The 26,994-nt window shown below is 55.2% G+C and carries 24 protein-coding genes and 1 tRNA gene; 10 read left to right on the top strand and 15 right to left on the bottom strand.

The window, feature by feature from the left end; all coding sequences use genetic code 11:
* The first annotated feature begins 164 nt into the window (after positions 1-164).
* Entirely contained in the window at positions 165-584 is a 420-nt protein-coding gene (locus J7413_RS02490) for a hypothetical protein (RefSeq protein WP_209096043.1), read from the top strand.
* Positions 585-670: 86 nt separating this feature from the next.
* Here the strand turns inward: J7413_RS02490 and J7413_RS02485 are convergent, their stop codons facing one another.
* Entirely contained in the window at positions 671-1,246 is a 576-nt protein-coding gene (locus J7413_RS02485) for a DUF882 domain-containing protein (RefSeq protein ID WP_209096041.1), read from the bottom strand.
* Between the two features lie 346 nt (positions 1,247-1,592).
* On the opposite strand from J7413_RS02485, the gene J7413_RS02480 reads away from it, so the two are divergent.
* The 4 genes from J7413_RS02480 to J7413_RS02465 are packed head-to-tail and all read left to right on the top strand — an operon-like array spanning position 1,593 to position 5,860.
* Positions 1,593-3,212: a L,D-transpeptidase family protein gene (locus tag J7413_RS02480; protein WP_209096038.1), complete on the top strand. Its 1,620-nt coding sequence runs from the start codon at positions 1,593-1,595 to the stop codon at positions 3,210-3,212.
* A 31-nt stretch (positions 3,213-3,243) separates the two neighbouring features.
* Positions 3,244-4,335 carry a UDP-3-O-(3-hydroxymyristoyl)glucosamine N-acyltransferase gene (lpxD, locus tag J7413_RS02475; RefSeq protein WP_209096036.1) on the top strand — a complete coding sequence of 364 codons (1,092 nt, stop codon included), beginning with the start codon at positions 3,244-3,246 and terminating at the stop codon, positions 4,333-4,335.
* 29 nt (positions 4,336-4,364) lie between these two features.
* Positions 4,365-4,616 (top strand): phosphopantetheine-binding protein, encoded by a 252-nt coding sequence (locus tag J7413_RS02470; protein WP_209096034.1) that lies wholly within the window; start codon positions 4,365-4,367, stop codon positions 4,614-4,616.
* 35 nt (positions 4,617-4,651) lie between these two features.
* Positions 4,652-5,860, top strand: a complete 1,209-nt coding sequence (locus J7413_RS02465; RefSeq protein ID WP_209096032.1) for a beta-ketoacyl-[acyl-carrier-protein] synthase family protein — start codon at positions 4,652-4,654, stop codon at positions 5,858-5,860.
* A gap of 55 nt (positions 5,861-5,915) precedes the next feature.
* On the opposite strand, the gene J7413_RS02460 is transcribed toward J7413_RS02465, so the two are convergent.
* Positions 5,916-6,521 (bottom strand): invasion associated locus B family protein, encoded by a 606-nt coding sequence (locus tag J7413_RS02460; RefSeq protein WP_209096030.1) that lies wholly within the window; start codon positions 6,519-6,521, stop codon positions 5,916-5,918.
* A 527-nt stretch (positions 6,522-7,048) separates the two neighbouring features.
* On the opposite strand from J7413_RS02460, the gene J7413_RS02455 reads away from it, so the two are divergent.
* Positions 7,049-8,596 carry a helicase HerA-like domain-containing protein gene (locus J7413_RS02455; protein ID WP_209096028.1) on the top strand — a complete coding sequence of 516 codons (1,548 nt, stop codon included), beginning with the start codon at positions 7,049-7,051 and terminating at the stop codon, positions 8,594-8,596.
* A gap of 71 nt (positions 8,597-8,667) precedes the next feature.
* On the opposite strand, the gene J7413_RS02450 is transcribed toward J7413_RS02455, so the two are convergent.
* The 6 genes from J7413_RS02450 to J7413_RS02425 all read right to left on the bottom strand — a co-directional run bounded on the left by J7413_RS02450 (position 8,668) and on the right by J7413_RS02425 (position 14,549).
* A complete protein-coding gene (locus tag J7413_RS02450) occupies positions 8,668-10,101 on the bottom strand; it encodes a branched-chain amino acid ABC transporter permease (protein WP_247743289.1) in 1,434 nt (477 codons plus the stop codon).
* Complete coding sequence (locus J7413_RS02445) at positions 10,098-11,108, bottom strand: branched-chain amino acid ABC transporter permease (RefSeq protein ID WP_209096026.1); 1,011 nt, start codon at positions 11,106-11,108, stop codon at positions 10,098-10,100. Before J7413_RS02445 ends, J7413_RS02450 begins: the two co-directional genes overlap by 4 nt.
* Complete coding sequence (locus J7413_RS02440; protein ID WP_209096024.1) at positions 11,108-11,563, bottom strand: hypothetical protein; 456 nt, start codon at positions 11,561-11,563, stop codon at positions 11,108-11,110. The genes J7413_RS02445 and J7413_RS02440 overlap by 1 nt, the downstream gene beginning before the upstream one ends.
* Before the next feature lie 2 nt (positions 11,564-11,565).
* A complete protein-coding gene (locus J7413_RS02435; protein WP_209096021.1) occupies positions 11,566-12,393 on the bottom strand; it encodes an ABC transporter ATP-binding protein in 828 nt (275 codons plus the stop codon).
* Between the two features lie 93 nt (positions 12,394-12,486).
* Positions 12,487-13,269, bottom strand: coding sequence for an ABC transporter ATP-binding protein (locus J7413_RS02430; RefSeq protein ID WP_209096020.1), 783 nt, complete (start codon positions 13,267-13,269; stop codon positions 12,487-12,489).
* Between the two features lie 95 nt (positions 13,270-13,364).
* On the bottom strand, positions 13,365-14,549 hold the full coding sequence (locus J7413_RS02425; protein WP_209096018.1) for an ABC transporter substrate-binding protein: 1,185 nt from the start codon (positions 14,547-14,549) through the stop codon (positions 13,365-13,367).
* A gap of 169 nt (positions 14,550-14,718) precedes the next feature.
* Between J7413_RS02425 and J7413_RS02420 the strand changes: the two genes are divergently transcribed.
* Complete coding sequence (locus tag J7413_RS02420; protein ID WP_247743288.1) at positions 14,719-15,813, top strand: PQQ-dependent sugar dehydrogenase; 1,095 nt, start codon at positions 14,719-14,721, stop codon at positions 15,811-15,813.
* 52 nt (positions 15,814-15,865) lie between these two features.
* Here J7413_RS02420 and J7413_RS02415 read toward each other — a convergent pair whose 3' ends face one another.
* On the bottom strand, positions 15,866-16,861 hold the full coding sequence (locus tag J7413_RS02415; protein WP_247743287.1) for a GlxA family transcriptional regulator: 996 nt from the start codon (positions 16,859-16,861) through the stop codon (positions 15,866-15,868).
* Between the two features lie 168 nt (positions 16,862-17,029).
* Here J7413_RS02415 and J7413_RS02410 point away from each other — a divergent pair, with 168 nt between their 5' ends.
* Both J7413_RS02410 and J7413_RS02405 read left to right on the top strand, forming a co-directional pair.
* Positions 17,030-18,397: a 3-deoxy-7-phosphoheptulonate synthase class II gene (locus tag J7413_RS02410; protein WP_209096012.1), complete on the top strand. Its 1,368-nt coding sequence runs from the start codon at positions 17,030-17,032 to the stop codon at positions 18,395-18,397.
* A 156-nt stretch (positions 18,398-18,553) separates the two neighbouring features.
* Positions 18,554-18,643 (top strand) — tRNA-Ser (locus J7413_RS02405).
* A gap of 251 nt (positions 18,644-18,894) precedes the next feature.
* Here the strand turns inward: J7413_RS02405 and J7413_RS02400 are convergent.
* The 6 genes from J7413_RS02400 to cyoA all read right to left on the bottom strand — a co-directional run bounded on the left by J7413_RS02400 (position 18,895) and on the right by cyoA (position 25,392).
* Positions 18,895-20,181 carry a uracil-xanthine permease family protein gene (locus J7413_RS02400; RefSeq protein WP_209096010.1) on the bottom strand — a complete coding sequence of 429 codons (1,287 nt, stop codon included), beginning with the start codon at positions 20,179-20,181 and terminating at the stop codon, positions 18,895-18,897.
* Between the two features lie 387 nt (positions 20,182-20,568).
* Positions 20,569-21,279 carry an SURF1 family cytochrome oxidase biogenesis protein gene (locus J7413_RS02395; protein WP_247743286.1) on the bottom strand — a complete coding sequence of 237 codons (711 nt, stop codon included), beginning with the start codon at positions 21,277-21,279 and terminating at the stop codon, positions 20,569-20,571.
* Positions 21,276-21,632, bottom strand: a complete 357-nt coding sequence (gene cyoD, locus J7413_RS02390; RefSeq protein WP_209096008.1) for a cytochrome o ubiquinol oxidase subunit IV — start codon at positions 21,630-21,632, stop codon at positions 21,276-21,278. The genes J7413_RS02395 and cyoD overlap by 4 nt, the downstream gene beginning before the upstream one ends.
* Positions 21,629-22,273 carry a cytochrome o ubiquinol oxidase subunit III gene (cyoC, locus tag J7413_RS02385; RefSeq protein ID WP_209096006.1) on the bottom strand — a complete coding sequence of 215 codons (645 nt, stop codon included), beginning with the start codon at positions 22,271-22,273 and terminating at the stop codon, positions 21,629-21,631. The genes cyoD and cyoC overlap by 4 nt, the downstream gene beginning before the upstream one ends.
* Positions 22,274-22,278: 5 nt before the next feature.
* Positions 22,279-24,309, bottom strand: coding sequence for a cytochrome o ubiquinol oxidase subunit I (gene cyoB / locus J7413_RS02380; protein ID WP_209096004.1), 2,031 nt, complete (start codon positions 24,307-24,309; stop codon positions 22,279-22,281).
* A gap of 3 nt (positions 24,310-24,312) precedes the next feature.
* Positions 24,313-25,392, bottom strand: coding sequence for a ubiquinol oxidase subunit II (gene cyoA / locus J7413_RS02375; RefSeq protein ID WP_209096001.1), 1,080 nt, complete (start codon positions 25,390-25,392; stop codon positions 24,313-24,315).
* Between the two features lie 210 nt (positions 25,393-25,602).
* Between cyoA and J7413_RS02370 the strand changes: the two genes are divergently transcribed.
* Entirely contained in the window at positions 25,603-26,880 is a 1,278-nt protein-coding gene (locus J7413_RS02370; RefSeq protein WP_209095999.1) for an MFS transporter, read from the top strand.
* Positions 26,881-26,994 lie beyond the last annotated feature (114 nt).

Below are 26,994 nucleotides of genomic sequence, written 5' to 3'. Positions count from 1 at the left end.
CGGCGAACCCCGTTCTATGGACCCGCGAAAAAGAACACCGCGAACGGGGCGGTGATCCGCGCGCGGGGCGCTACGCATGGTTGTGAACAGCGGACAGGCACGATTTGCGTAGGTGGATCCTGCACGGCTGGTGTAGCCTGTGTGCCATTTCGAGGAGGAATGTTATGTCAGAGCAAAATGCGAATGGAAGGCCGGTCACTGGAATAGTGCTGGCGGTTGTTGTTTTCTTGGTTGCGCTGCTCTTTTTAGGCCTGAATCTGCTCTTGTCCTTTGCTTTGGCGGTTCTTGCGTTTGGGGCGCTCACATTTGTTCAACGCGCCCAAGGCGGCGATCAGATGGTTGAAGAACACGTGCAGCAGGCGCAATCTGACACACCGCGTGATCAGAGCCTGCCTTCGAACGGGACACCAGCGCCTGAAGGAGAGGCAGAGATGAGCCCTCACGATCAGGAGGCGCCGCAAGCATCGCCGGCGGCTCACGGGCAATCAGCAGGCAATGTGAAGCTGGGCACCCTTTTGCCAGGGGAAGAAGAGCTCAAGGCACAGCACGGTGCATGGCGCTATGATGGCCGCAAAGACACGTGACATAAAAGAAAAGGCGCCACATCGGGCGCCATTCACTTGAAGGTCTTTGTCAGCAACTCAGGTCGCAAAGCGTTTGTCAGCGTCCCTCAGCGGCCCCAAGTACGCACAGGACCGCAATCCATGTGGACGAAGTTTGAACCGGAGTAGCGGCCAACGCCACCGGCTCGACACGCCGCTGCTGCACGCGCCATTTGGCTGACAGAACGAGACGAGAGACGCAGATCTGCCGCCTGGCCTTTCATGTGCAGGGAATTTTTCGCCACGCCACGCGAGCGGGAACGCAGCATCGCGTTGGTTTTTGGGCTGCGGTACCCCGATAGCAGCATGTAGGGATCGCTGGTATCCATAAGATTATGTGCTGCGGCCATAATGTCGATTGTGCGAGTATCAATGCCGATCACGTCGTTCGTGCGCCAGTCGCGCATGAAGGCGTTGATCTCGTTCACCGCTTCTTTGATGTACTTGCCTTCGACCCAGTAAATTGTGTCGATGCGCTCGCCTGTGCGGCCTGAATACATGCGAATTCGGCGGATGTCGCCACCGCCACGCAAAAAGCCTGCTGCGTTGGAGTATGTCGGAGCCGCTGCCATTGCAGTTGCCGCAAACGCGCACAGCAAGCCGCGCCGCGTCATGCTCAAAGAGCCGTCGTTCGGTTCGTTCATAGTTTCAGCGCCTGTCCCGTCGCTTACCTGCCGCCACGATGTTACGTGGCTGTTGTTTCATCTCATCCCCTCAGATGTGCGATTTTTATGGCACAGCAGGTTTTGTTCACCAAGGTTTCTTTTTGGCGTTGACTTGCAGAGGGCACGTTTTAGGCAAAATTTTGCTTAATTGATGAACAAAGAGTTTCCAGGCATCGGCCAGCGGTTGAAATTGACCGCTGTGGCGTCGCTGCACCGGTGCAACAAATTGGATATATGTGCCCCCTTTGGCGAACTTGTGATTGGACAGTTCACAGACTACGGAGAGACTCTACGTTTGATTTGGTCCTGACTATTGGAAGTTCTTATGTTGCTACGTTTCCGCGCTCCTCGTATTTCGCGCTCTCTTTTGGGGTCTGTTGCTGCGGCGGTGCTTGCGGCTTCTCTGCTGACACCCGAGGCGCAGGCCTTTCCGGCGTTCAAACAGGCCGTCGCTGAAACAGCGGCCAGAGATGACGCAATAGCGGCTTACTATCGCGGCGCGGACTTCGATCCGATTTGGACCGGACAGGGCGAAATTTTTTTAGCACGACGCAAAGCACTGATTGCGGCTTTGTCGCGCGTTGAAGACCATGCGCTCCCGGCTGCGCGCTACGATGTTGATGGGTTGGTTGCCCAGATGGCCAGCGCCCGCAGTGCCCGCGATCTGGGCCTTGTCGAGGTAGCGCTGAGCAAAGCCTATTTGAAATATGCGCGCGATTTGACCTCCGGCATGTTGGTGCCCTCGCGCATTGATGATGAGATCGTGCGCGAGATTGCACGCAGGGACCGCACGGAGCTGATGCAGAGTTTCCTTGCTGCGGAAAACCCGAAAGCGTTCTTGCGCGGGCTGGCCCCTCAGACACCAGAATACACCCGCCTGATGAAAGAGAAGCTGCGGCTTCAGCGTCTGATCTCTGACGGAGGGTGGGGCGCGACGGTTCCTGTTGCAAAGTTGGAGTCGGGGGATCGTGGCAATGCCGTGATTGCGCTGCGAGATCGTCTGATCCGTATGGGCTTTATGGATCGTTCTGCAACCGCATCTTTTGACAGCGATGTCGAAAACGCCGTGCGCGCCTTTCAGACGGCACATGGCCTTGAAATCGATGGTGTGGCAGGCAAGGGCACCATTACAGAGATCAACGTACCGGCCGAAACGCGCCTGAAATCCATCATGGTGGCCATGGAGCGCGAACGCTGGCTGGACCGGGAAACCGAAGGGCGCGAAATTCTCGTGAACCTCACGGACTTCACCGCCAAGATCATTGATGATGGCAAGCTGACCTTCCGCACTCGGTCTGTGGTTGGCAAAAACCAAAGCGATCGCCGCAGCCCGGAGTTTTCTGACACCATGGAGCACATGGTGATCAACCCGACTTGGAATGTGCCGCGCTCTATTGCCACCAAAGAGTATCTGCCGATGCTCAAGAAAAACCCCAATGCGGTAAGCTATCTGCGTTTGGTGAACGGACGGGGTCAGACTGTGGATCGCAGCGCCGTTGATTTTTCTCAGTTCACAACGCGCAACTTCCCGTTTGACATGAAACAGTCCCCGGGCAACCGCAATGCGCTGGGGCTGGTGAAATTCATGTTCCCCAACCGCCACAATATCTATCTGCACGACACCCCGCAAAAGGCGCTGTTCAAACGCGAAGTGCGCGCCTACAGCCACGGATGTATCCGTCTGCAACAGCCCTTTGAATTTGCCTATGCTTTGCTGGCCAAACAGGAAGACAATCCCAAGGCCTTTTTCCAGTCTCGCCTTAAAACCGGGCGGGAAACTCACGTTGATCTGAAACAGGATATTCCGGTGCATATCATCTACCGCACCGCCTACACAGAGGCCAAAGGTCCGGTGCAATTTCGCCGCGATGTCTATGGCCGGGATGGGAAAATCTGGAAAGCGCTGGAAAATGAAGGGGTGGCCTTAACCTCCTATCAAGGATAAACACGCCTCCGATATCATCCGGAGGTTTGGCATGGCGTTTACGGTTCAGGAGATTGCTGCGGCACTTGATGCTGAGGCACATGGCAACACCGGTTTGACTGTCGAGCGGGTTGCGGAACCTGCCATGGCGGGCCCACAAGATCTGGCGCTTTTGACCAATCCGAAATTTGCCGAAGGTCTGGCTCAGGGGCAGGCAAAGGTTGCGCTGCTTTGGGACGGGGCGGACTGGGAAGCCATGGGGCTTGAAGCCGCCATTACGGCAAAGCGTGGTCGATACGCCATGTCTGGTCTGTCGCGCATGATGGATCCGGGGCAGGGTTATCCTGCCGGCATCCACCCGACAGCGTGTATTGATGACACCGCCACCATTGCAGATGATGTGACAATCGGCCCGTACACGGTGGTTGGGCCCCGCGCGCAGATCGGTGCCGGCAGTGTGATTGGCCCATTCTGCCACATTGGCGCGGATGCGCGGGTCGGCACCGCAGCGATGCTGCGCGATCATGTCTCCATTGGCGCCCGTGTCACCATTGGTGATCGCTTCTGGGCCCAGCCTGGCGCGCGCATTGGTGCAGATGGCATGTCATTTGTCACACCCGAGGCCAGCGGCGTGGAAAAAGCACGCGCGTCTTTGGGCGATCAGGGCGAAGTGAAAGAGCAGGCCTGGGCACGCATACATTCACTAGGTGCGGTAACCATCGGAAATGATGTGGAAATCGGCGCCAATTCCTGCGTGGATTATGGCACGGTCCGGGACACGAAAATCGGCAATGGATGTAAAATCGACAACCTTGTCCACATTGCCCACAATGTGGTCATTGGCGATGATTGTCTGCTTGCTGGGCAGGTTGGCATCGCGGGATCTACGCGCATTGGCAACAATGTGGTGATGGGCGGCCAAGTTGGCGTTACAGACAACACCACCGTTGGTGACAACGTGATCGCAGGGGGTGGCAGCAAGCTCATGAGCAAAGTTGCCCCGGGGCAAGTCGTGCTGGGTTACCCCGCGGTTAAGATGGATATGAATCTGGAAATGTACAAAGCTTTGAGACGGCTGCCGAGATTGGCAAAGCAATTTTCCGATCTTCAAAAAACTGTTTCGAAGCTGGGGTCTAAGTCCTAAAACCCGACCTCTTCGGGAAAGGAAGAAAAATGAACATCAAAGACAAAGTCATTGAAATCATTGCCGAACAAGCGGTTCTTGATCCTTCAGACATCTCAATGGACAGCACTCTGGAAAGCCTTGGCATTGATAGCCTTGGGCTTGTTGAAAGCATCTTTGCAATCGAAGAAGCATTCGATATTTCGATCCCGTTCAATGCAAATGAGCCTGAGAAGAGCGATTTTGATATCTCTTCCGTGGCAACAATCATTGCTGGCATCGAAAAGCTGGCCAAAAGCTAAGCCACAGATCGCTTCATATGTAAGGCAATAAGCACATGAAACGCGTCGTCATCACTGGGGCCGGTACCATCAACGCTTTGGGCCATGATGTGCCACAAACTCTCAAATCCATGCGCGAAGGGCGCTGTGGTATTGGCGCGCTTGAAATGCGTGATGTGGAGCGTCTTGGGGTCAAAATCGGCGCGCAGGTTCATGGATTTGAGCCTGAGGGCATCTTCAATCGGCAGCAATTGTCGCTCTATGACCGCTTCACCCAATTTGCACTGGTTGCGGCGCGCGAAGCGCTGGCTCAATCCGGTCTGGAGTTTTCGGGTGAGTTATCTGCAAAATCTGGTGTTGTGTTTGGCAACTCCGGCGGCGGTATGCAGACGCTCGATGAAAACTATCGCACCGTATACGAAGACGGCAAAAATCGGGTACATCCGTTTGTCGTTCCCAAGTTGATGAACAATGCGGCGGCAAGCCACATTAGCATGGAATTCAATCTGAAGGGGCCGAGCTTCACGGTTGCTTCCGCCTGCGCAAGTTCCAACCACGCCATGGCCCAAGCTTTTCAAATGGTGCGCCACGGAATGTCTCCTGTGATGATCACGGGCGGGGCCGAATCCATGTTGTGTTTTGGCGGCGTCAAAGCCTGGGAAGGGTTGCGTGTGATGTCCAAAGACGCATGCCGCCCGTTTTCTGCGACACGCAATGGCATGGTTCAGGGCGAGGGCGCGGGGGTGTTTGTCTTTGAAGAAATGGATCATGCCAAGGCACGTGGTGCGGAGATCCTCGCCGAAGTTGTCGGCTTTGCAATGACGTCAGATGCCGCCGACATTGTCATGCCCTCACGACAGGGCGCGTCACGCGCGATTTCCGGCGCACTGGCGGATGCCAGACTCGATCGTGAAGAGGTGGGCTACATCAACGCGCACGGTACCGGCACCGCTGCGAATGACAAAACTGAATGCAGCGCGGTTGCCGATGTGTTTGGGCCCCATGCCGACAAGCTGATGATTTCGTCGACCAAGTCGATGCATGGTCATTTGATCGGTGGGACAGGGGCCGTGGAGCTTCTGGCCTGTATCATGGCACTGCGCGATGGGATCATTGCGCCCACAATAGGCTACGAAGAAGCAGATCCAGAATGTGCCATGGATGTGGTGCCAAACGAGGCCCGCGAGGCGAAAGTGGATGTCGCACTTTCCAATGCGTTTGCGTTTGGGGGCTTGAACGCGGTTCTGGCGCTCAGACGTGTTTGACAAAAAAATCGCCGCCCCTCAGCAGAAGGACGGCGAACCCATTTAAGCGATGTGGTTATTCACCAGCGCTTCCAGCAGTGTCAAACGCCTTGGTGAAACCAGCCAGCGACATAGAGACCGTCACAGTCTGATCAGGTGCCAAAGCCGGCACAATGCTGATTTTCGCCTCGTTACCAGATTTGAAATTCGAGATATCTGCCTGGCTGAAGCCGATCCGTGCGATGCAGCCTGCTTGATTACAGAAGGCAAAGGGATAGCGCCGCGCATTGTTGCCATCGACCGCCATCGTCAACTGTGCTGTCAGGAGGGTTTCTAGTGGGACAATCAACGTTGCACCCGCTACCGCCTGGCCATCAGCTTGCGGCAGTTTGAACAGGGTTACCTCAGAAATTGGGTTGCCGGTCTCATCACGCAGAAGTTGATACATGCGACACGGACGTGGTTCGGGGCCAGTGGCCGCGCACTGAAGTTCCCAGTCGCCGATGGTTTCAGTGGTTATATCTTCGTTTGGGTTTTGCGGGATCTGGGCTTCACCTTGACCGGCCACGGCTTCCCCCATCGCCAGCGATCCGTCAGACAGGGATGGCACGCTCTGGGCAGAGAGCTGGCTCGCCACGAGCATTGCAGGCAACGCGGCAAAAAGAGTTGGAAGTTTGAGCATGTGATTTCCTGATTGTTCTCATGTCGTCCGCTGTCGCTTAGCACGCCAGAATATGATTGTCAGGTCACGCTTGATGAAAACACGAACAAACGGCTGCAGGGCAGATGCCCCTTCATAGTTTTCGCATCGGTTGATGTTGGCAGAAGCAGGTTTTGGCGAGTTTGGATCGCGCGGATGCCAGCTTAAGTGAGGCGCTTGCAGGGGGGGAAAACGAAACAAAAGGGCCCAGTTACAGGCCCTTTTGCAAAATTTTCACTCCCCGTCGGACTGGCCGACTTATTCATTGCCAAAACGCTACGAGCAAAAAGCGGTGTGGTCAACAGGAAAAAAAGATTCTTTGGTCTTGGAATTGTTCAAAAAAAAGGCCGCACATTGCGTGCGGCCAGTACTCAACAGGGAGGAGTTCGTTCCCAAAACCGTTAAGCTTTGGTCTGGAACACCTTTGAAAATGGGGCAAAAAGGTTAACAATAGATGTGACATTCGGTTAACCAATAAGATTTCAACGCGATCACGAGGTAAGTCCCTGATGGACGGAAATATTTTTTTGGGCGGTGGCGGCCCTGATTTTGGCGTAAAACAAGGTCTCACTCTGAAATACGCCAACCGCCATGGGCTGATTGCGGGGGCAACAGGCACAGGAAAGACCGTGACTCTGCAGATTCTTGCAGAAGGATTCTCCGCTGCGGGGGTGCCTGTGTTCCTATCTGACGTGAAAGGCGATCTGTCAGGGCTTGCTGCCGCTGGCCGCTCAGATTTTAAGCTGCACGATGCCTTTACGGCACGCGCGCAGAAGATCGGGCTTCAGGACTATGGCTATTCGGCGTTTCCGGTGACGTTCTGGGATCTCTTTGGCGAGCAGGGCCATCCGGTGCGCACCACAGTTGCGGAGATGGGGCCATTGCTGCTTGCGCGTTTGATGGAACTGAGCGAGGCGCAGGAGGGTATTCTGAACATTGCGTTCCGGCTGGCGGATGAGGAGGGGCTGCCTCTGCTGGATCTGAAAGATCTTCAGGCGCTGCTGGTCTGGGTTGGCGAAAACCGGGCTGAGCTCGCTCTGCGCTATGGCAATATCTCGGTCAATTCCATCGGTGCGATCCAGCGCCGCTTGCTGGTGCTGGAAAATCAGGGGGCCAACAAACTGTTTGGTGAGCCCGCGCTTGATCTCTCCGATCTCATGCAGTGCGATGCAGAGGGGCGCGGGCGCATCAATATCCTTGCCTCAGACAAGCTCATGGGCGCGCCGCGTCTTTATGCGACCTTCTTGTTGTGGCTCCTCTCTGAGTTGTTTGAATCCCTGCCAGAAGTCGGCGACCCCGACAAACCCAAACTGGTCTTCTTCTTTGATGAGGCGCATCTGTTGTTTGATGGGGCGCCCAAAGCGTTGATCGATAAGGTGGAGCAGGTCGCCCGCCTGATCCGATCCAAAGGGGTGGGCGTCTATTTTGTCACCCAGAACCCGGACGACATTCCCGAGGACATCCTTGGCCAGCTTGGCAATCGCGTGCAGCACGCGTTGCGTGCCTTCACGGCGCGGGACAAAAAAGCGCTGCGGCTTGCGGCAGAAACCTATCGCCCAAATCCACGGTTTGAAACCGAGGCTGCCATTCGCGAAGTTGGCGTGGGGGAGGCGGTGACCTCCATGCTGATGAAAAAGGGCATACCGGGCATTGTGGAGCGCACGCTGATCCGCCCGCCATCGTCCCAGCTTGGTCCCATCGACCAAGCCACACGTACGCAGGTCTTAGCCAACTCCCCGGTGGCCGGAAAATACGACACCGCCAAAGACCGCCATTCCGCTTACGAAATGCTGCGCGACCGAGCGGCAAGCGCGGCCAAGGCCGCCGAAGAGGTGGAAGCGCGTGAAGAAGAGCATTCAGTGGCACAGCGGGAGTTTAACGCCGCACGCCGTTACAGCGGGGGCCGTGTCAGCCGCTCCAGCGCGCGCTCCATGCGCTTCCGCGCTGATGACAGTTTTGGCACTGCGATGGGCAAAATGGTGATGAAAGAGCTCACCGGCACCACCGGCCGCCGCATTGTGCGCGGCATTCTGGGCGGGCTGTTCAAAGGCCGCTGATCCGGCGTTTTCTCATTCTGAAAATATCCTCGCCGAAGGCAAAAGGCGCTCCCGAAGGAGCGCCTTTTTTATTATTTTTCAGGGATCAAACCACGCGGGCTGAACCTGAGCACCAACAGCAGGACAACCCCCATGGTCAACAGCCGCATATGTGCGGCGCTGTCGATCAGATGATCCCGCAATGCGCTGTCTTCTGCCATGCCTGCGGTGATGGTCTGCATCAGCCACAGCCCCATCGGCTCCACCTGTACCCAGAGGAACCAGATCAGGAAACCGCCGAGCACCGCGCCAAGGTTGTTGCCAGAGCCGCCCACAATCACCATCACCCAGATCAGGAAGGTATAGCGCAGTGGCTGATAGGTGCCCGGTGTCAACTGACCGTCCAAGGTGGTCATCATCGCCCCGGCAATGCCACAGATTGCCGAGCCGATCACAAAGATCTGCAAATGGCGATTGGTCACATCTTTGCCCATCGCCTCTGCCGCCACTTCATTGTCGCGGATCGCGCGCATCATACGGCCCCAAGGGCTGTTCAGTGCGAGCTGCGCCATCACGAAGATCACGATCAGCACCGCCGCAAACAGCAGCGAATAGTTGAGCTTCACAAACAGGGACGACGCCGTCGCCACATCCATACCGAGCCCCTCGGCGCGGTTGATGAAGGATGAGGAGTTCTGCAGGTCGATTTCATAAGGCACAGGACGATCAAGCCCGACGACGTTTTTCACGCCGCGCGCCAGCCAGTCTTCGTTTTTCATCACCGCAATGATGATTTCCGCAATGCCGAGGGTCGCAATCGCCAGATAGTCAGAGCGCAGCCCAAGCGCGGTTTTGCCAATCAGCCAGGCCACGCCCGCCGCCAGCAAACCGCCCATGGGCCAGGCCAGCAGAACCGGCAGGTTCAGACCGCCCAGATTGCCCTGAAGTGCTGGGTTGATCTCTTCGACGGCGGCCACACCGGGGTCGAAAATGCCGCGATAGAGGAAGAAGCCGCCGATCAGAATGGCAGCTGTCAGCAGATTGCGCAGACGGCCCACAGGCATCTTCTGACGCACCATGACGGTGGCCACGATGGTGCCAGCACCGGCGAGCAGCGCAATCACAATTCGCCAGCCACCCGCGCTCCAGGCGCCTTCCACAGGGGATGCAGAGGTCAGCACCACGGCGAGGCCGCCAAGGGCGACAAAGCCCATGACACCCACGTTGAACAGCCCGGCAAAGCCCCATTGCAGGTTCACGCCAAGCGCCATGATTGCAGAGATCAGACCCATGTTCAGGATCAGCAGCGCCACGTTCCAGCTTTGGGAAAAACCGGTTGCCAAGATTAGAACTGCTAAGATCCCAAAAAGTGCTGAGTTCGACAGGTTTTCGTTTTTTGTCCTGACGCCGTGCCAATACAACCAAGCTAAGGCCACTTCGGCAATAGCGGTGATCAGGCCAACCGATCCAGCTGCGAGCATTGCGAGAATTGGCACTACAGCAGAACCAAGAATTCCCCAAATCATACCGATTTCCCCTTGAACAGGCCGGTCGGCTTAAACAGCAGAACCACAATCAGGATCACAAAGCTGACGGCGAATTTATAGTCTGTGCTCAGAAGCTGCACGAGACCCGATGGCTCGAGCTGTTCTGGCAGCATGTATTTCAGCACTTTTTTCCAGGCGTAGGTGATCGTGACTTCGCTAAAGGCGATCACAAACCCACCCGCTATGGCGCCAATAGGGCTGCCAAGGCCGCCAACGATGGCGGAGGCAAAGATCGGCAGCAGCAACTGGAAATAGACAAAGGGTTTGAAAGTTTTATCGAGCCCATAGAGCACGCCCGCGGTGGTCGCCAGTGCCGCCACGATCAGCCATGTGTACATCACCACACGTTCCGGGTTGATGCCCGACAGCAGCGCCAGATCTTCATTGTCAGAATAGGCGCGCATGGATTTGCCGGTGCGGGTGCGGTTGAGGAACCAGAACAGCAGAACCACACAGATCACGGCCACGACAACGGTGATGCCCTGAGTGGTTTTGATCGCCAGACCTTCGCGCAGGCCGGTCATGGCTTTGAATTCACGCACGGAAATGATGAAGCGTTCACCATCGGCAAACTTCTGATCATTTGGACCGATGATGAAACGCACCAGACCGTTCATGATGAACATCACGCCCATCGACACGATCACAAGGATCACCGGCTTGGCCTTTTGTTCACGATAGAAACGATAGACCACGCGGTCGGTGATCAGCACCAGCGCCATGGTGCCCAGAATGGCGAAGGGCAGGGCCAACAATGCGGTTGGCAACGGGCCAAAGCTCACCCCCATGGATTGGAGCAGCCAGGTGACCAGCACCGCAATCATCGCGCCAAAGGCCATGGTGTCGCCATGGGCAAAGTTGGAAAACCGCAGGATGCCGTAGATCAGCGTCACCCCAAGCGCACCCAGCGCCAGCTGACTGCCATAAGCAATCGCGGGGATCAGAACAAAGTTAGAAAGCGCCACAATGGCGTTGAGGAAGTCCATTATTCGATCACCTCACAATGACCAATTTCCGCGGATACACGAATTTCGTCTTTGAACATTGTCGTTTGGGTTCTTGTCGCTCGACCGTCCATCATGACCGTAAGCATTTGACCGCCGAGCAGGCTACCTGTTGAAGGCATTACAAAGTGTCGCTCTCCCCCCATTCCAGCTAATTCTACCCATCCGAGATGAGATTTGAGCAGAACCTTTTGGGGGGCGTTAGCTGAACTAAAGGCACGCGTAACTAATGCCCCAGTCTTGTCGATCTCAAAGGTCGATGTCGTCTCGCTCCATGAGCAATCTACTGAAAACACTTGAGGCAATTCGTTGGTCTGGCCACTGTTTTCTCCGTGGTTGCTGGCCGCGAGCGAAACGCCTGCAAACATCGTTATACTGGCCAGATTAGCTAGCGCATTGCTCAACAACCTGCGCGCATTAGCTTTCGATAAAGTCATCCTCAGCCCCCCAAGAATGCTTTGCGCACTTCTTCATCCGCAAGAAGGTCTTTGCCGGTGCCAGTATAGGCGTTGCGGCCTTGCACCAGCACATAGCCTTTGTCGGCAATCTCCAGCGCCTGACGGGCGTTTTGCTCAACCATCAGAATGGGAATGCCCGTGCGGCTCACCTCAATGATGCGGTCAAACAGCTCGTCCATGACGATGGGCGACACACCTGCAGTGGGTTCATCGAGCATCAGCACTTTGGGCTGGGTCATCAGCGCACGGCCCACGGCCACCTGCTGACGCTGACCGCCAGACAGTTCGCCCGCAGGTTGGTTGCGTTTCTCCTTCAGGATCGGGAAAAGGCCATAGACCTGCTCCATCGTATCCCTGAAATCGTCCTTGCGGATGAACGCCCCCATTTCGAGGTTTTCTTCCACCGTCATGGAGGTGAAGATATTGTTCACCTGCGGCACAAAGCCCATGCCTTTCGCTACGCGATCCTGTGGTGTGAGGTTGGTGATGTCTTCACCATCCAGCCGCACAGATCCCTGACGCAGATTGAGCATGCCAAAGACCGCTTTCATGCCGGTGGATTTGCCGGCACCATTGGGCCCCACGATCACGGCAATCTCGCCCGGGTTCACGGCGATTGTGCAGTCATGCAGAATGTCCGGCCCGTCTTTGCCATAGCCGCCGGTCATGCTGTCGCCGACCAGAAAGGCATCTGTGGTGTTCATCTCTTTCCCGGTGCCGACCGAACTCACCAGTTCGCCGCCGCCCTTCGGGTTGGTGATTGAGGCATCTTTGTTGCCACGATCATCCTGATAGGGGTTCCCCGTCATCCCAACTCTCCTCGCTGAGGGCGCAAAATACCGTCAATGCACTGTCGTGATACCGCTGCGATACCGCCGCGATACAGACGCAATACCGACGTCTTATGCGCTCAGCTGTTCCTTGTTTTTGAGCCCGGTGCCGAGGTAGGCCTCGATCACCTGTTCATTGGCTTTGATCTCTTCCAAAGTGCCTTCGGCCAGCACTTTGCCTTCGGCCATGCAGATCACCGGATCACACAGTCGGCCAATGAAATCCATGTCGTGTTCGATCACCACAAAGGTGTAATTGCGCTCTTTGTTCAGGCGGATAATCGCATCGCCAATGGTGTTCAGCAGGGTGCGGTTCACACCTGCGCCGACCTCATCCAGAAAGACGATTTTGGCATCCACCATCATGGTGCGGCCCAGCTCAAGCAACTTTTTCTGACCACCAGAGATTTGCCCGGCTTTGTGATCGGAAAGATGCTCAATCGTAAGGAATTCAAGCACTTCGTCGGCCTTCGCGCGCAGGGCTCGCTCTTCATCAGCAATACGTTTGCGCCCAAACCAAGTGTTCCACAGCGTTTCGCCAGACTGCTGGCCTGGCACCATCATCAGGTTCTCGCGACAGCTCATGGAACTGAACTCATGGGCGATCTGGAAGGTGCGCAGCAGACCTTTGTGAAACAGCTCGTGCGGCGGCAGGCCGGTGATATCTTCTCCGTCCATCAAGACCCGACCAGAGGTCGGCTTCAGGACACCGGCGATCACGTTGAAGATGGTGCTTTTTCCAGCGCCATTTGGGCCAATCAGCCCAGTGATCGAGCCTGGCTCAATCCGAAGCGTCGCACCATCTACTGCGCGAAACCCTCCGAAATGTTTGTGAACGTCTTCTGCGACGATCATATGCTATCCCCCGTTCACACGACTGCGCGTGCTTTACATTCGAAGAAGCCCGGCACTTGACCGGGCTGCTCATTTTTCTGTTTTTTTGACCGCACTTAGCGGAAGTTGGCCGATGTGATTTTGCCGCCTTCAATGATGATCTCGCGATAGCCGCCAGCAGCTTCGCCACCATTGATCAGTTCAACAGCAGTCGCGCCGACATAGTCGATATCACCGCCAGCAGCAAGGATTTCGAGGGCTTTGTCCAGCTCACCTGCTGCGATCGGCTCGCCTGGTGCATTGGCCACATCTTCGATCTTGGCAGAATAGGCTGCCGGATCACTCGAACCCGCCGCTTGCATGGCCAGCATGATCAAGGCTGCTGCGTCATAGCTTTCGCCGATGTAGGGGCCGGACGCATCCGCACCAGTGGCAGCCGCCGCTTCCAGAACAAAAGAAGGATCCGCCGCTTCACTGCCCGGAAGTGTGCCAACAGAGCCTTCGATTTCGTCGCCAAAGGTGTTTTCCAGGGCTGTACCGATCATGCCGTCAGGCAGAGCGAATACATCAAACGCACCCGTATCCAATGCCGCACGGATCATGCCGGGGCCACCCTGATCAACGTAGCCTGCTACGATCAGAATATCGCCGCCAGCCGATGCCAGCGCGGCAACTTCTGCGGAGTAGTCGGCCTTGCCATCTTCATGTGCGGAAGATGCGGTGATTTCGCCGCCAGCGGCCTTATAGGCAGCCTCGATGCTGTCAGCCAAACCTTTGCCGTAGTCGTTGTTGGTGTAGGTGATCGCAGCGGATTGGAAACCACGTTCGATCAATACGTTAGCGAGAACCTGGCCCTGACGCGCGTCTGATGGCGCGGTGCGGAAGAACAGGCCGTTGTCCTCTGCTTCAGACAAAGCTGGCGAGGTTGCCGAAGGAGAGATCATGACCATGCCGTTTGGTACAGCCACATTGGCCAGAACAGCGCCAGTCACGCCAGAGCAGTCCGCACCCATGATACCTTTGACGCCATCAGAGGTGATCAGGCGTTCGGCCGCAGCGGTGGCGGCGGCGGAGTCAACACAGGTGGAGTCAGCGCGTACAGCGGAGACGCTGGAGCCATCGAGCAGTTTGCCGCTCTTGGTGACTTCTTCCATCGCGATTTCAGCACCGGCCGCCATAGCTGGGGTGAGGGATTCAATCGGTCCAGTAAAGCCGAGGATCACGCCCAGTTTGATGTCTTCTGCGGACGCAGCTCCGGCCAGCAATGCGCCAGCGGCAGAGGCCATAAGCAGCTTTTTCATGTTCTTACTCCCAAGTAACATTTTGTTGTTCCGGTTTGGAGCCTATGCGGGCTAAAATTAAAAGGAAAGAGGGTGTTGACTGATTTTTAATCAGCGAATTGCCGATATGGGGCCGCAGTGCCTAATTGGGAAAACCTGAACGAAAATGGTGTTTTATATGCGATTTGTCATGCTGCTAGCATGTGCTTTGGTGTTTTGTGTAAGCTCTGTTGCTGACGCTCAGAGTGTTCAGACCTCTCAAGGCCGCATCAAAGTTGATGCCGTTGTTGAGGATCTGGAGAATCCTTGGGGCTTTGCCTTTTTGCCCGGGGGAGCGCTGTTGATCACTGAGCGCGCTGGCCGGCTTTGGTATGTTTCTGAAGAGGGTATTAAGGCACCTCTCACTGGAGTGCCTAAAGCGCATGTTCAAGGGCAGGGTGGGCTGCTGGATGTTATTGTCGCCCGCGATTTTGAACGATCTCGTGAGGTGTTTATGAGCCTTGCAGTGTCACAGGCCAGAGGCGCGGGAACAGCGGTTTATCGTGGCGTTCTTTCCAAGGACGGGGCTCAGTTAAACAAGGTCACAAAGATCTTTGAAATGGCAGCAGGAAGCCAGGGTGGGCGGCATTTTGGCAGTCGCATCGTTGAGGCGCGAGATGGGACGCTTTTTGTGACCATTGGCGAACGCGGCGACCGCCCTTTAGCGCAGGATTTGTCGCGCCATGAAGGGTCTGTGGTGCGCATAGCGCGGAGTGGTGGCGCCCCTTCGGACAATCCGTTTCGGCAGCAAACCGGCGCTCTGCCAGAGATTTGGTCCTATGGACACAGAAATCCGCAAGGCGCAGCCCTTGATGAAGAGGGGCGCCTGTGGGTCGTTGAACATGGGGCAAAAGGCGGCGATGAGATCAATCTGATCCGCAAAGGCGCAAACTTTGGTTGGCCAGTGATTTCCTATGGTCGGCATTATTCTGGCGCAAAGATAGGCGAAGGCTCCGCCAAAGAGGGCTTGGAGCAGCCCGCTTTCTATTGGGATCCGTCAATTGCCCCATCCGGCATGATGATCTACTCAGGCAAGCTGTGGCCTGCATGGAGAGGGCATTTCTTCGTCGGTAGTCTCAAGTTTGACTACATAAGTCGATTGAGCGGCTCGCCGTTGCAAGAGGTCGAAAAAATACGCGGGGCGAGTACGGGACGCGTGCGCGATGTCAGGGAAGGGCCAAATGGGGGAATTTGGTTTTTGTCCGTCGAAAGAGGGACGTTGTTCCGAATGATGCCTGCGAAATGATGCCGGCGGACTAGCGCCACCCTCGCAGTGCGCAAGGGGAGCGCGGGTGTGATCAGACCGAAAGTCGGGTGCTTTGCGAGCCGCGTTCACGGTATGGGGTGGTCTCATAATGCGCGCGGTAGCATTTTGAGAAATGGCTTGGGGAAGCAAATCCACAGGCGAGTGCCACGTTGATCACGCTCATATCTGTCTGCATCAACAGGTTACGTGCCTTTTGCAGGCGCAACTCCATATAGTAGCGCTTTGGAGAGCGGTTGAGATACCGGCGGAACAAACGTTCCAGCTGGCGTGTGGACATGCCCACGTCTTTGGCAAGAATTGAGGGGCTGATCGGTTCTTCGATATTTGTTTCCATCATCTGAATGACCAGAGACAGTTTCGGGTGGCGCACACCAATACGCGTTGGGACCGACAAGCGTTGTGTGTCTTGATCGGTGCGGATGGAATTGTAAATTTGCTGATCAGCGACCCAATTGGCGACGTCTTCGCCCTGATCCTGAGCGATCAGTTTGAGAAACAAATCGATCGAAGAGGTCCCGCCTGCGGTGGTCATGCGGTTTCCATCGGCGGTAAAAACGGCTTTGGAGAGTTCGACTTCTTCAAACTCTTCAGCAAAACTGTCCTGATTTTCCCAGTGGATGGTGGCGCGCTTGCCATCAAGCAATCCAGCTTTCGCCATAGTGTATGATGCTGTGCAAATGCCTATGATTGCAGGACCACGTCGTGCTTCACGACGCAGCCAGTTCAGTAGTCGCTTTGTTGTGGCCTTTTGGATCTCTTCCCCGCCGCACAACACAATCGTGTCATCTCTGTGCAGCTCTTGCAGGTCGCCATCGAGTTTTAGTCCTGTTCCGGTTGAGCAATTCACAGACTCGCCGTTTTCACCACACAGAATCCATGTGTAATGTTCTTTGCCCAGTCGACGGTTTGCCAGTCGCAAACAGTCGATTGCTGAAGCAAATGACAGCAATGTAAAGTTCTCAAGGAGCACAAAAACAAAATGCCGGTTTTTTCCGTCGTCAAGCTCAGGAGCGATGGTCGAAGTCATTGACATCGTTTCCTTTTCCCTGTTGTTCGGGCGCTTTGAATGCGCCTCAATTGTGTGGATATGACGGGGTAAGTGACGCACCCGTCAAAGTCGGATATTTCATCTATGGCCCTATCACAAGAGCTTTTGTATAAGGTGCCTTTAACCTGTCTAATTGGAGTAAAGACAATGGCAGAATGGCAAAAATCTGACTGGCGCGCAAAGCCTCGTGTTCAGATGCCTGAATATACGGATGAAGCAGAGCTTAAGGCAGTCGAAGCCAAGCTCGCAAGCTATCCGCCGTTGGTCTTTGCCGGCGAAGCGCGCCGCCTGAAAGCACAGCTTGGGGCCGCTTCTCGCGGTGAGGCCTTTTTGCTGCAGGGGGGAGACTGCGCCGAAAGCTTTGAACAATTCAGCGCTGACGGGATCCGCGACACCTTTAAGGTGATGCTGCAGATGGCAATGGTGCTGACCTATGGCGCCAAGGTCCCGGTCGTGAAAGTTGGCCGGATGGCGGGGCAATTTGCCAAGCCGCGCTCTGCCCCCACTGAGACTGTAGATGGTGTGGAACTGCCAAGCTATCGCGGTGATATCATCAACGATCTGGCCTTCACCCCCGAGTCACGCATTCCCGCACCAAGCAAGATGCTGCAGGCCTACACGCAGGCAGCCGCCACGTTGAACCTGCTGCGTGCGTTTTCCACAGGTGGATACGCAGATGTGCATCAGGTGCATGCCTGGACGTTGGGCTTCACTGAAGGTGGCAACGCTGAAAAGTATCGTGATATGGCGAACCGTATCAGCGACACGCTTGATTTCATGAAAGCGGCGGGCGTGACCTCTGATCGTTTGCACACGTTGCAGACCGTAGATTTCTACACCAGCCATGAGTCGCTTCTGCTGGAATACGAAGAGGCGTTGACACGTCTTGATTCGACCTCTGGCAAGTGGCTTGCAGGGTCCGGCCATATGATTTGGATCGGTGATCGCACCCGTCAGCCTGACGGTGCGCATGTCGAGTTCGCTCGTGGTGTGCAGAACCCGATTGGTTTGAAATGTGGCCCAACAACCACTGCAGAGGACCTGAAGGTTCTCATGGAAAAGCTGAACCCAGAGAACGAAGCAGGCCGTCTGACCCTGATTGCACGTTTTGGTGCAGGCAGCGTAGGCGACCACCTGCCGCGTCTGGTTAAGGCTGTACAAGAAGAGGGGGCGAATGTGCTCTGGACTTGTGATCCGATGCACGGCAACACCATCAAGTCTGCAACGGGTTACAAAACGCGTCCGTTTGACAGCGTGCTGCGCGAAGTGCGTGAGTTCTTCGCTGTGCATAAGGCGGAAGGCACCATTCCGGGCGGCGTGCATTTTGAGATGACTGGCCAGGATGTGACAGAGTGCACCGGTGGTGTACGTGCAGTGACCGAAGAAGACCTCTCTGCACGGTACCACACAGCATGTGACCCTCGCCTGAACGCAAGCCAGTCTCTTGAACTGGCATTCTTGGTGGCGGAAGAGCTGTCAAACAGAGATCGCCCACGGGCTGCCGAAGCCGTTTGATAAGGCTTTCGAAAGGATTGAAAAGAGCCGCGCAAATGCGCGGCTCTTTTTTGTTGAGAAAACCAAAAAAACCCGCATTTTGCCTCTTGCATCCCCCCGGTGGATAGAGCTAAACACCGCCTCACAGAGACGATGGCAACATCGACACTCTGTTGCGGAGAGGTGGCCGAGTGGTCGAAGGCGCACGCCTGGAAAGTGTGTAGGCGGGAAACCGTCTCCAGGGTTCGAATCCCTGTCTCTCCGCCATAACTTACCAAGTTCCCACATATTTTGATCAGACGCACCGTGATGCCAGATCAGATGCGATCCGTTTCGCGTTTAGGCCGCTTCATGCCTGCTGGGGGATAACAACTCCCGGAAAACCAACTTTACGAAATCAAAGCGGTGTCGAAGCGTCTTGGCAGACTTGTTCGGATGTAAGTGAGGATACCCACATCAATGGGGGTATTGGGGAGCGTGGCCAAACAGATAAGCGGCCACGCTCGTTGTCAGAGACGTCAGTCGTTGCGTGTTTTAGGAAGGACAAGGTTGAGCACAAGACCAGCAACACCTGCGAGCCCGATGCCTGCGAGGGAGAAGCCTTCACCAAAGGACAGGGTCAAACCTCCAAGGCCAAGCACCAGAATTGTCGATGCGATCACCATGTTGCGGGGATCGTGTAGTTCTTCGCCGATTTTTGCCACAACACTCATGCCCACGACGGTCACCATGCCGAATAGCAAAATCATGATGCCACCCATGACAGGCATCGGAATGGTGCCGAGGAAGCCGCCCAGTTTGCCAACAAACGACAGGGCAATCGCAAAGATTGCGGCCCAGGTCATGATCGCGGGATTGAACGCTCGTGTGAGGGTAACGGCGCCTGTGACCTCCGAATATGTGGTGTTGGGAGGGCCGCCCAAGAGACCGGCCGCTGTTGTTGCGAGACCGTCGCCAAGCATCGTGTTCTGAATGCCGGGTTTTTTCAGGTAGTCTTTCTTGGTGACATTGCCGATGGCCAGAATGTCGCCGAAGTGTTCGATTGCAGGTGCGATGGCGACCGGCAGGATGAACAAGATGGCAGCGAGGTTGAATTCTGGTCGCACAAACTCTGGGATGGCAAACCAAGGCGCGTCTACCAGACCGGACGTGTTGATCAGACTTTCGCCTGTCACCAGACCGATCACAATCGCCGCGAGATAGCCAGCGACAATTCCCGCGAGGATCGGCACGATTTTCATGATGCCACGGCCCAAGATGGCTGTGAGCATTGTGGTGCCCAGAGAAATTGCCGCCAGCAGCATGGCGATGCCGCGCGGCATGATCTGCGTTTCACCAGCGAGCCCTGTGGCCATGTTGATCGCAACAGGGGCGAGCGAAAGGCCGATGATCATGATCACTGGGCCAACCACTACGGGTGGTAGGTATTTGTGCAAAAAGCCACTTCCCCAGATCCGCACGGCGAAGCTGAGCGCAACATAAAGCAAGCCTGCGGCGGCGAGGCCACCGGTCGTCGCTGCCAGTCCCCATGTCTGAACTCCATAGATGATGGGGGCAATAAAGGCGAAAGAGGAGGCCAAAAACACCGGCACTTGACCGCGTGTTACGATTTGAAAGATCAGTGTGCCTAGGCCCGCTGTGAACAAAGCCACGCTTGCGTTGAGCCCAGTGAGGATCGGGACGAGGACCAATGCACCAAAGGCGACAAAGAGCATCTGTGCACCGGCAAGGGCCTGTTGGGGGCCGAATTTGTAGTCAGTTTCTGATGATGTGATCGCACCATCTTTGTCTTCAAGTGCAGACATTGAGCGTATTTCTTTCGTGTTGTTGTGTTGGTGTGAGCGAGCTGGCTCGTGAGCAGGACTTTAGGCGCGCTGACCGCACGCTTTGAGACAAATGCGTGATTGCCCAATCACGATGGCACCGCAAGGCGAAAAGCCTGTGCGGTGCTGAAAATTCGTATCCTCTGGACTGCCTAGATCCGAGTGATCAGCTGGCAGAGATGGGCAGCCGAATTATCGGGGCGTTTGACAAATGTGCTGTTTTCGGGGGGGGGAGGCTGTAAGCAGCGCCGTGTCAGACGCGGTTGATCTGGCGTGATTGCGTGCGATCACATGAGATTGCTTTCGCTGTGTTGTCTGCAGGGGGGGACGTTTGTGCGCTAACCGACCACTGTCGGGAAAATGTGCGGGTTAGTCGCGCACTCTTTTGCGATCCCAGATCACATAGGCCATCGCTGCAAAAAACAGGGCGGCCATCGCATACCACGTCAGCGCGTAGCTGAGGTGAGAGTTGCTGAAAACCAGTTTCGTCAAACCACCGCGTGGCCAGTCTTCAGCTGCGCCACTATGGTCGGCCGCGATGTAGTAGTCCAGCGTATTGCTGAGTCCGATGTGCTCAGACATCGCGTTCAGATCTGGAGAGACCCATCGATTTTGTTCAGGCAGGTTTTCTTCGAGCAGCGTGCCACCCGGTTTACTTGGTCTTGCCAGACCAGTGACGGTTTGACGTCCCTCAGGTTGGAACCAAGCGTCTCTGTCTTTGCCGGTTGGAACAAAACCACGGTTGATCCAGATGGCAAGGTTATCTGTGTGCAACGGAGACATGACCCAATGCCCTGGGCCAAGGTCGGTAACCGCTTTGACGAGGATCGAGTTTTGGTGATCGTAAGTGCCGGAAAGCTCTACGCGAAGATATTCGGGGGGCGTTTCATTCAGAGGCGCAGGGACCGGAGCCCCATACGCATAGGTTTCAACCCGCGAGATAAGATCCAACTTTTCGCCCAGTCTCCGCACCTGCCAGTTGCCGAGTGCCACCATTGAGGTGAAGAGCACGGCAGACAAAAGCAAGAGGGTGACATCGACCCAGAGAGGACGTTTCACGCGGGTTGAGTTGACCGTCATGGCAGATTTTTGATCCGTTCAATCTGCTCGTGTGCAGGCATCATGTTTTCATGCAGGTGGGTCATGACCCAGACCGAGCCAACCAACACAATGATGACAAGCATAAGAGTGAAGGCGATGGACATGGCTTGCCAGCCGTCTTCTGCGCTCACAGTCAAGTGCAGGAAGTAGACCACATGCACGGCCATTTGAATCGCGCCAAGACCGAAGATGATCGCAATCAGTGTAGGCACATCTGTAACCGCGCCGCTCATCACGCAGTAGAACGGGATGACCGTCAAGATCACGGAGAAGATAAAGCCTTTGAGATAGTCGCGATAGGCTTTGGCTGAGTCGTGCGTTTCAGCGCTCATAGCAGAACCCCTGTGAGATAGACGAAAGAGAACACCCCGATCCAGATCAGATCGAGGAAGTGCCAGAACAAGCTCAGGCACAAGATCCGGCGTTTGTTTTCATGAGTCAGGCCATGAATCTGAACCTGCACAAGCAAAACAACCAACCAAAGCGCACCACAGGCCACGTGTACACCGTGGGTGCCAACCAAGAACCAGAAGGCAGACAGGAACGCAGATGCGCCTGGCCCGGCACCGATGTGCCAGAGGTGCATGAATTCTTCGACCGAGAGATACAAGAACCCCGCGCCGAAGATGCCTGTGATGATGAGCCAGAACATCATCATGTTCTTGTTGTTCTCATGCATTTTGATCACGGAGAACCCGTAGGTGATCGAAGACAACAACAACCATGCTGTTGCCCAAGCGATCTTATCGAGTTCAAAGAGATCGAGTGGAGCGGGGCCAGCCGCATAGTTCTGGCCCACAACTGCATAGATCGCAAAGAGGATGCCAAAGATCAGGCAATCGCTCATCAGGTAGATCCAGAAACCGAGCATTGTTCCGGTTTCGTGGTGATGGTCTCCATCGTCGTGATGATGATCGTCATGAACGATGAATTCAAAGCCGCCTTTCGGCGTTTCAACGGTAGCTGATGACATTTGAGTTACTCCGCTGGGCTCATTGTTGGTGCCTTGCCATTTTCGATCGCTTGGACCTCATCGGCAGGGATGTAGTAGTCACGGTTGTAATTGAAGGTGTGGCCGATGCCCCAAACCAAGGAGGCAAAGAAGGTCACAGCCGCCAACCACCACACGTGCCAGATCAGCGCGAAGCCCATGACAGTCATGAAGCCGGATATAATGATCCCGCTGGATGTGTAGTGCGGCATATGAATCGGGGTGAACCCTTCGGTTGGCTTTTTATAGCCGTTGTCTTTCATATGCTGCCACGCATCGAGTGCATGAACCCGGATGTTGAAGGCAAAGTTGTAGTAAGGCGGAGGGGACGTGGTGGCCCACTCAAGTGTGCGGCCACCCCAAGGATCGCCATCTACCTTCAGCTCTTCACGCTTCAGAATGCTGACTGCGATTTGCACCACAAATGCCAGAACCCCAATTGCGATCATGAGTGCGCCGAGCAGAGCCACAAAGAAGTAACCCGCATAGAAGGTGTCTTCAAACTGGCTCAGGCGGCGCGTCACGCCCATGAGGCCCATGATGTAAAGTGGCATGAAGGCAAACCAGAAGCCGACAACCCAGCCCCAGAAGCTGATCTTGCCCCAGAATGGGTCCAGCTTGAAGCCAAAGGCCTTAGGCCACCAGAAGTTGATGCCTGCGAAGATACCAAACACCACGCCACCGATGATCACATTGTGGAAGTGCGCCACCAGGAACAAAGAGTTGTGCAGGACGTAGTCCGCTGGCGGGATTGCCAACAGCACACCTGTCAGGCCGCCAATCACAAAGGTCAGCATGAAGGCAACTGTCCACATCATTGGCAATTCAAAACGAATGCGGCCTTTGTACATGGTGAACAGCCAGTTGAAGAGCTTGGCGCCCGTCGGGATCGAAATAATCATCGTACTGATCCCGAAGAAGGAGTTCACATTTGCACCTGCCCCCATGGTGAAGAAGTGGTGCAGCCAAACAATGTAGCTGAGGATCATGATCACGCAGGTTGCGTAAACCATGGACGTATACCCAAACAGACGCTTGGAGCAGAAGGTTGATACGACCTCGGAGAAGACACCGAAAATCGGCAACATCAGAATGTATACCTCAGGGTGACCCCAGATCCAGATCAGGTTCACATACATCATCGGGCTTCCGCCCATTTCATTGGTGAAGAAATGGGTGCCAAGGTACCGGTCAGCGGTCAGCAGCGCGAGAGTTGCTGTCAAAACCGGGAAGGTGGCTACAATCAAGATGTTTGTGCAAAGTGCCGTCCAGGTGAAAACGGGCATTTTCATCCATGTCATCCCCGGTGCACGCATCTTGACGATGGTCACAACCAGGTTGATGCCTGACAGTGTTGTGCCGATACCTGCGATGTTGAGCGACCACAGATAGTAGTCCATCCCAACGCCAGGGCTAAAGGTCAGCCCGGAAAGTGGTGGATAGGCCAGCCAACCCGTTGCCGCGAATTCACCGACAAACAGGGAAATCATGATCAGGATAGCGCCGGAAACTGTCAGCCAGAAGCTGAAGTTATTGAGGAACGGAAAGGCTACGTCGCGCGCACCAATCTGGAGCGGCATCACGTAGTTCATGAAACCGGTCACAAACGGCATTGCGACGAAGAAGATCATGATCACACCGTGAACGGTAAAGACCTGATCGTAGTGATAGGCGGGAAGAAATCCGACATATCCAGCTGAGGCCAAGGCCTGATGCAAACGCATCAGCAAAGCGTCAGCAAATCCGCGCACCAACATGATGACGCCGAGGATCATATACATGATCCCGATTTTCTTGTGGTCAATCGACGTGAACCACTCGTTCCAGAGATATCCCCAGAGACGGAAGTAAGTCACAGCGCCCACGACAGCCAACCCGAGGAGACAGGTGCCGATGAAGGTGCCGAAAATGATTGGATCGTAAAATGGGAAGATGTCCCATCCCAATTTGCCCCAGAACCAATGGGCAGAATTGACGATATCTGTGCCGTGCTCGACGGCTGCGGTTGGACTCGCCATGTGTCAGTTCGCCTGTGCTTTAGAAGAAGGAAGAAGAGTGTCGTCACTCAGCATTGCGTGGATGATCTCGTCACGACGATCGGCGAGATCTGGGCGCAAGATGTCAAACAGACCCTGAGGATCATCTGCTGCGCAGAGGCCGCGGAAAAGCTCCCGGTTGTAGAGCCCTTCGATGCCGCCACCGCCCAATGCGTCAGCCATCATCATGTCATTCAGGCAAAGGTCGTCAACGCCAGCGCACATGTTAAGGATCTTGTCCCAGATGCCTTCTTCAACGGAGGAGTAATAGGTCACTGGATGCGCGGTGCTTTGCGGTTCAAGCGCGACATAGGCATCTTGGTCAAGCGCCAAGGGAGCTTCGCGGACCTTTTCGACCCAAGCATCAAATCCAGCCTGGTCAAGGGCGTGGAAATCAAAGCGCATGTGGGAGAAGCCATTGCCGCTGTAGTTTGCAGAGAAACCCTCAAATTCGCCAGGCGCGTTGATCACGGCGTTCAATTCGGTTTCCATGCCGCCCATCGCGTAGATCATGCCGGCCATTTCAGGAATGTAGAAGGCATTCATCACAGTTGCAGATGTGATTTTGAATTCTACCGGACGATCAACAATTGCTGCAGCTTCGTTGACAGTTGCGATGCCATATTCAGGGTAGATGAAGAGCCATTTCCAATCGAGCGCAACGACCTGCACCTCCATCGGTTTGACCGAAGGGTCGATCGGCTGATCAACCGAAATACGCTTGAGATCATCATAGGGTTCAAGACGGTGTGTCGCGACCCATGTAAGACCGGCAAGACAAATGATGATCGCCAATGGGACTGACCAAACGATAACTTCAAGCGTGACCGAGTGATCCCAATCGGGTTCATATTCCGCCTCTTTGTTGGAGGCGCGATATTTCAGCGCAAAAAAGACCGTCAGAACCATAACGGGGACAATCACGATGAGCATCAAGATTGTGGCATAGATGATCAGATCACCTTGTTGCGCAGCAATGTCGCCCGACGGATTGAGGACTGTAAGCTGGCACCCTGATAACAACAACAGCGGGAGCACGAACAAACCAACGCGTTTCAGCAGCATGGCATTCTTCTTTTCGTTTCTGGATTTGTTTCACTGGGATTCACAGTGATTTCTCACTGTTAGAACCTTGCCCGCGCCGCATATCGTCAGTAGGCTTGAGTTGCAAGATGCTGCACTGCGTCATTTTTACAGAGGCGGTGCGGTCAAGAGGCCCACGATGCGTAGGAGGAACGCATCAAAGGCCCGTTCAGACACATGGGAGGCTGAAATATGGCAATATCTGAATCTGCGGTGCAACATAATGTCACACTGGATGACGTGGTCATCACTGTGGTGATGGCGCGAGTAACGGACTTTTTCGGGTTCTTTGTTTATGCCATAGCGTCAGCCCTCGTTTTTCCTACCGTGTTCTTTCCGCACTTGGATCCGCTGAGCGGAACCTTGTGGTCGTTCGGCTTGTTTTCACTTGCATTCATTGCGCGCCCGATCGCGAGTATGCTTGCGCGCAGCATTCAGTATAAAATCGGGAGACCAGGCAAAATTACCCTGGCACTCATGATCTTGGGATCGTCAACAGTGGCGATTGGGCTGTTGCCAGGATATCAGACTTGGGGAATTGCTGCACCTGTGATGTTGGGGGTGCTTCGTTTTGTCCAAGGACTTGGACTGGGGGGCGCATGGGATGGCATAACGCTTCAGCTGAAATCTGCGGCACCAGAGGGCCGGGAAGGGCGCTATAGCATGGTTGCGCAGCTTGGTGGCCCGATTGGTTTCTGTGTTGCAGCAGCGCTGTTTTATGTATTGACCGGCTTCCTCACAGAAGAAGAGTTCCTGACCTACGGCTGGCGTTTTGCCTTCTTTGCGGTCATGGCGGTAAATGTAGTGTCGCTTTTCGCACGGCTGCGTCTGCTGACAACAAACTTTGGCAGCGATGATGCAAGACTGCTGCAGTCCGCGCCGTTGCCTCAGTTGATCAAGACCGAATGGCGCACGATCCTTTTGTCAGCGCTGTTGCCGCTGTCGAGCTACGCTTTGTTCCACATGGTGACGGTGTTCCCGCTGAGCTATGCATTGCTTTTCTCTGGTCGTGACATCACCGAGATCCTGTTGTTGCAGCTTCTCGGCGGCACGCTCGCGATCGGATCTGTGATGGTTTCTGGTGCATTGGCGGACATGTTGTCACGCCGGATCGTGCTGTTTATCAGCAGCCTTCTGACACTTGTGCTCTGCTTGAGTATCGCCACCCTGGAGACAATGCCTGCGATCTACATTCTTTTGGGCTTCGTTGTGCTTGGTCTGTCTTACGGGCAATCAAGCTCTATCGTACCCAACCGCTTTAAGGTGGAACATCAGTATTCTGGGTCAGCTATGTCGACCAACCTGTCGTGGCTCTTGGGGGCGGCTTTTGCACCCCTGACAGGCTTGTTCCTTGCTTCTACGTTTGGGCTTTGGGCTGCGGCGCTATATTTGCTGTCTGGTGTCGTTGTCACTCTGATTGCGCTCTACCTATTGCAGGACGGGGATCGCAAACGCGCTCAGGCGCAGTGAGGCGCGGCTGGATGTTCGCCGCGTTTGGGATGAGGCAATCCGCATCGGTTTGATCGTCTCGTTATGAGATGGACCAATAAAAAAGGCGCTCCCGATGGAGCGCCTTTTCTCTTT

Source organism: Shimia sp. R10_1, from assembly GCF_017744095.1.
In the GTDB taxonomy this organism is placed as follows: Bacteria; Pseudomonadota; Alphaproteobacteria; order Rhodobacterales; family Rhodobacteraceae; genus Shimia.
The sequence above is the reverse complement of the archived record's forward strand: the minus strand, read 5'-3'. Positions and strand labels throughout refer to the sequence as shown.

Coding starts and splice junctions, on each gene's coding strand:
- J7413_RS02490 (WP_209096043.1), top strand. CDS start 165: ATGTCAGAGCAAAATGCGAATGGAAGGCCGGTCACTGGAATAGTGCTG.
- J7413_RS02485 (WP_209096041.1), bottom strand. CDS start 1,246: ATGAACGAACCGAACGACGGCTCTTTGAGCATGACGCGGCGCGGCTTG.
- J7413_RS02480 (WP_209096038.1), top strand. CDS start 1,593: ATGTTGCTACGTTTCCGCGCTCCTCGTATTTCGCGCTCTCTTTTGGGG.
- lpxD (WP_209096036.1), top strand. CDS start 3,244: ATGGCGTTTACGGTTCAGGAGATTGCTGCGGCACTTGATGCTGAGGCA.
- J7413_RS02470 (WP_209096034.1), top strand. CDS start 4,365: ATGAACATCAAAGACAAAGTCATTGAAATCATTGCCGAACAAGCGGTT.
- J7413_RS02465 (WP_209096032.1), top strand. CDS start 4,652: ATGAAACGCGTCGTCATCACTGGGGCCGGTACCATCAACGCTTTGGGC.
- J7413_RS02460 (WP_209096030.1), bottom strand. CDS start 6,521: ATGCTCAAACTTCCAACTCTTTTTGCCGCGTTGCCTGCAATGCTCGTG.
- J7413_RS02455 (WP_209096028.1), top strand. CDS start 7,049: ATGGACGGAAATATTTTTTTGGGCGGTGGCGGCCCTGATTTTGGCGTA.
- J7413_RS02450 (WP_247743289.1), bottom strand. CDS start 10,101: ATGATTTGGGGAATTCTTGGTTCTGCTGTAGTGCCAATTCTCGCAATG.
- J7413_RS02445 (WP_209096026.1), bottom strand. CDS start 11,108: ATGGACTTCCTCAACGCCATTGTGGCGCTTTCTAACTTTGTTCTGATC.
- J7413_RS02440 (WP_209096024.1), bottom strand. CDS start 11,563: ATGACTTTATCGAAAGCTAATGCGCGCAGGTTGTTGAGCAATGCGCTA.
- J7413_RS02435 (WP_209096021.1), bottom strand. CDS start 12,393: ATGACGGGGAACCCCTATCAGGATGATCGTGGCAACAAAGATGCCTCA.
- J7413_RS02430 (WP_209096020.1), bottom strand. CDS start 13,269: ATGATCGTCGCAGAAGACGTTCACAAACATTTCGGAGGGTTTCGCGCA.
- J7413_RS02425 (WP_209096018.1), bottom strand. CDS start 14,549: ATGAAAAAGCTGCTTATGGCCTCTGCCGCTGGCGCATTGCTGGCCGGA.
- J7413_RS02420 (WP_247743288.1), top strand. CDS start 14,719: ATGCTGCTAGCATGTGCTTTGGTGTTTTGTGTAAGCTCTGTTGCTGAC.
- J7413_RS02415 (WP_247743287.1), bottom strand. CDS start 16,861: ATGACTTCGACCATCGCTCCTGAGCTTGACGACGGAAAAAACCGGCAT.
- J7413_RS02410 (WP_209096012.1), top strand. CDS start 17,030: ATGGCAGAATGGCAAAAATCTGACTGGCGCGCAAAGCCTCGTGTTCAG.
- J7413_RS02400 (WP_209096010.1), bottom strand. CDS start 20,181: ATGTCTGCACTTGAAGACAAAGATGGTGCGATCACATCATCAGAAACT.
- J7413_RS02395 (WP_247743286.1), bottom strand. CDS start 21,279: ATGACGGTCAACTCAACCCGCGTGAAACGTCCTCTCTGGGTCGATGTC.
- cyoD (WP_209096008.1), bottom strand. CDS start 21,632: ATGAGCGCTGAAACGCACGACTCAGCCAAAGCCTATCGCGACTATCTC.
- cyoC (WP_209096006.1), bottom strand. CDS start 22,273: ATGTCATCAGCTACCGTTGAAACGCCGAAAGGCGGCTTTGAATTCATC.
- cyoB (WP_209096004.1), bottom strand. CDS start 24,309: ATGGCGAGTCCAACCGCAGCCGTCGAGCACGGCACAGATATCGTCAAT.
- cyoA (WP_209096001.1), bottom strand. CDS start 25,392: ATGCTGCTGAAACGCGTTGGTTTGTTCGTGCTCCCGCTGTTGTTGTTA.
- J7413_RS02370 (WP_209095999.1), top strand. CDS start 25,603: ATGGCAATATCTGAATCTGCGGTGCAACATAATGTCACACTGGATGAC.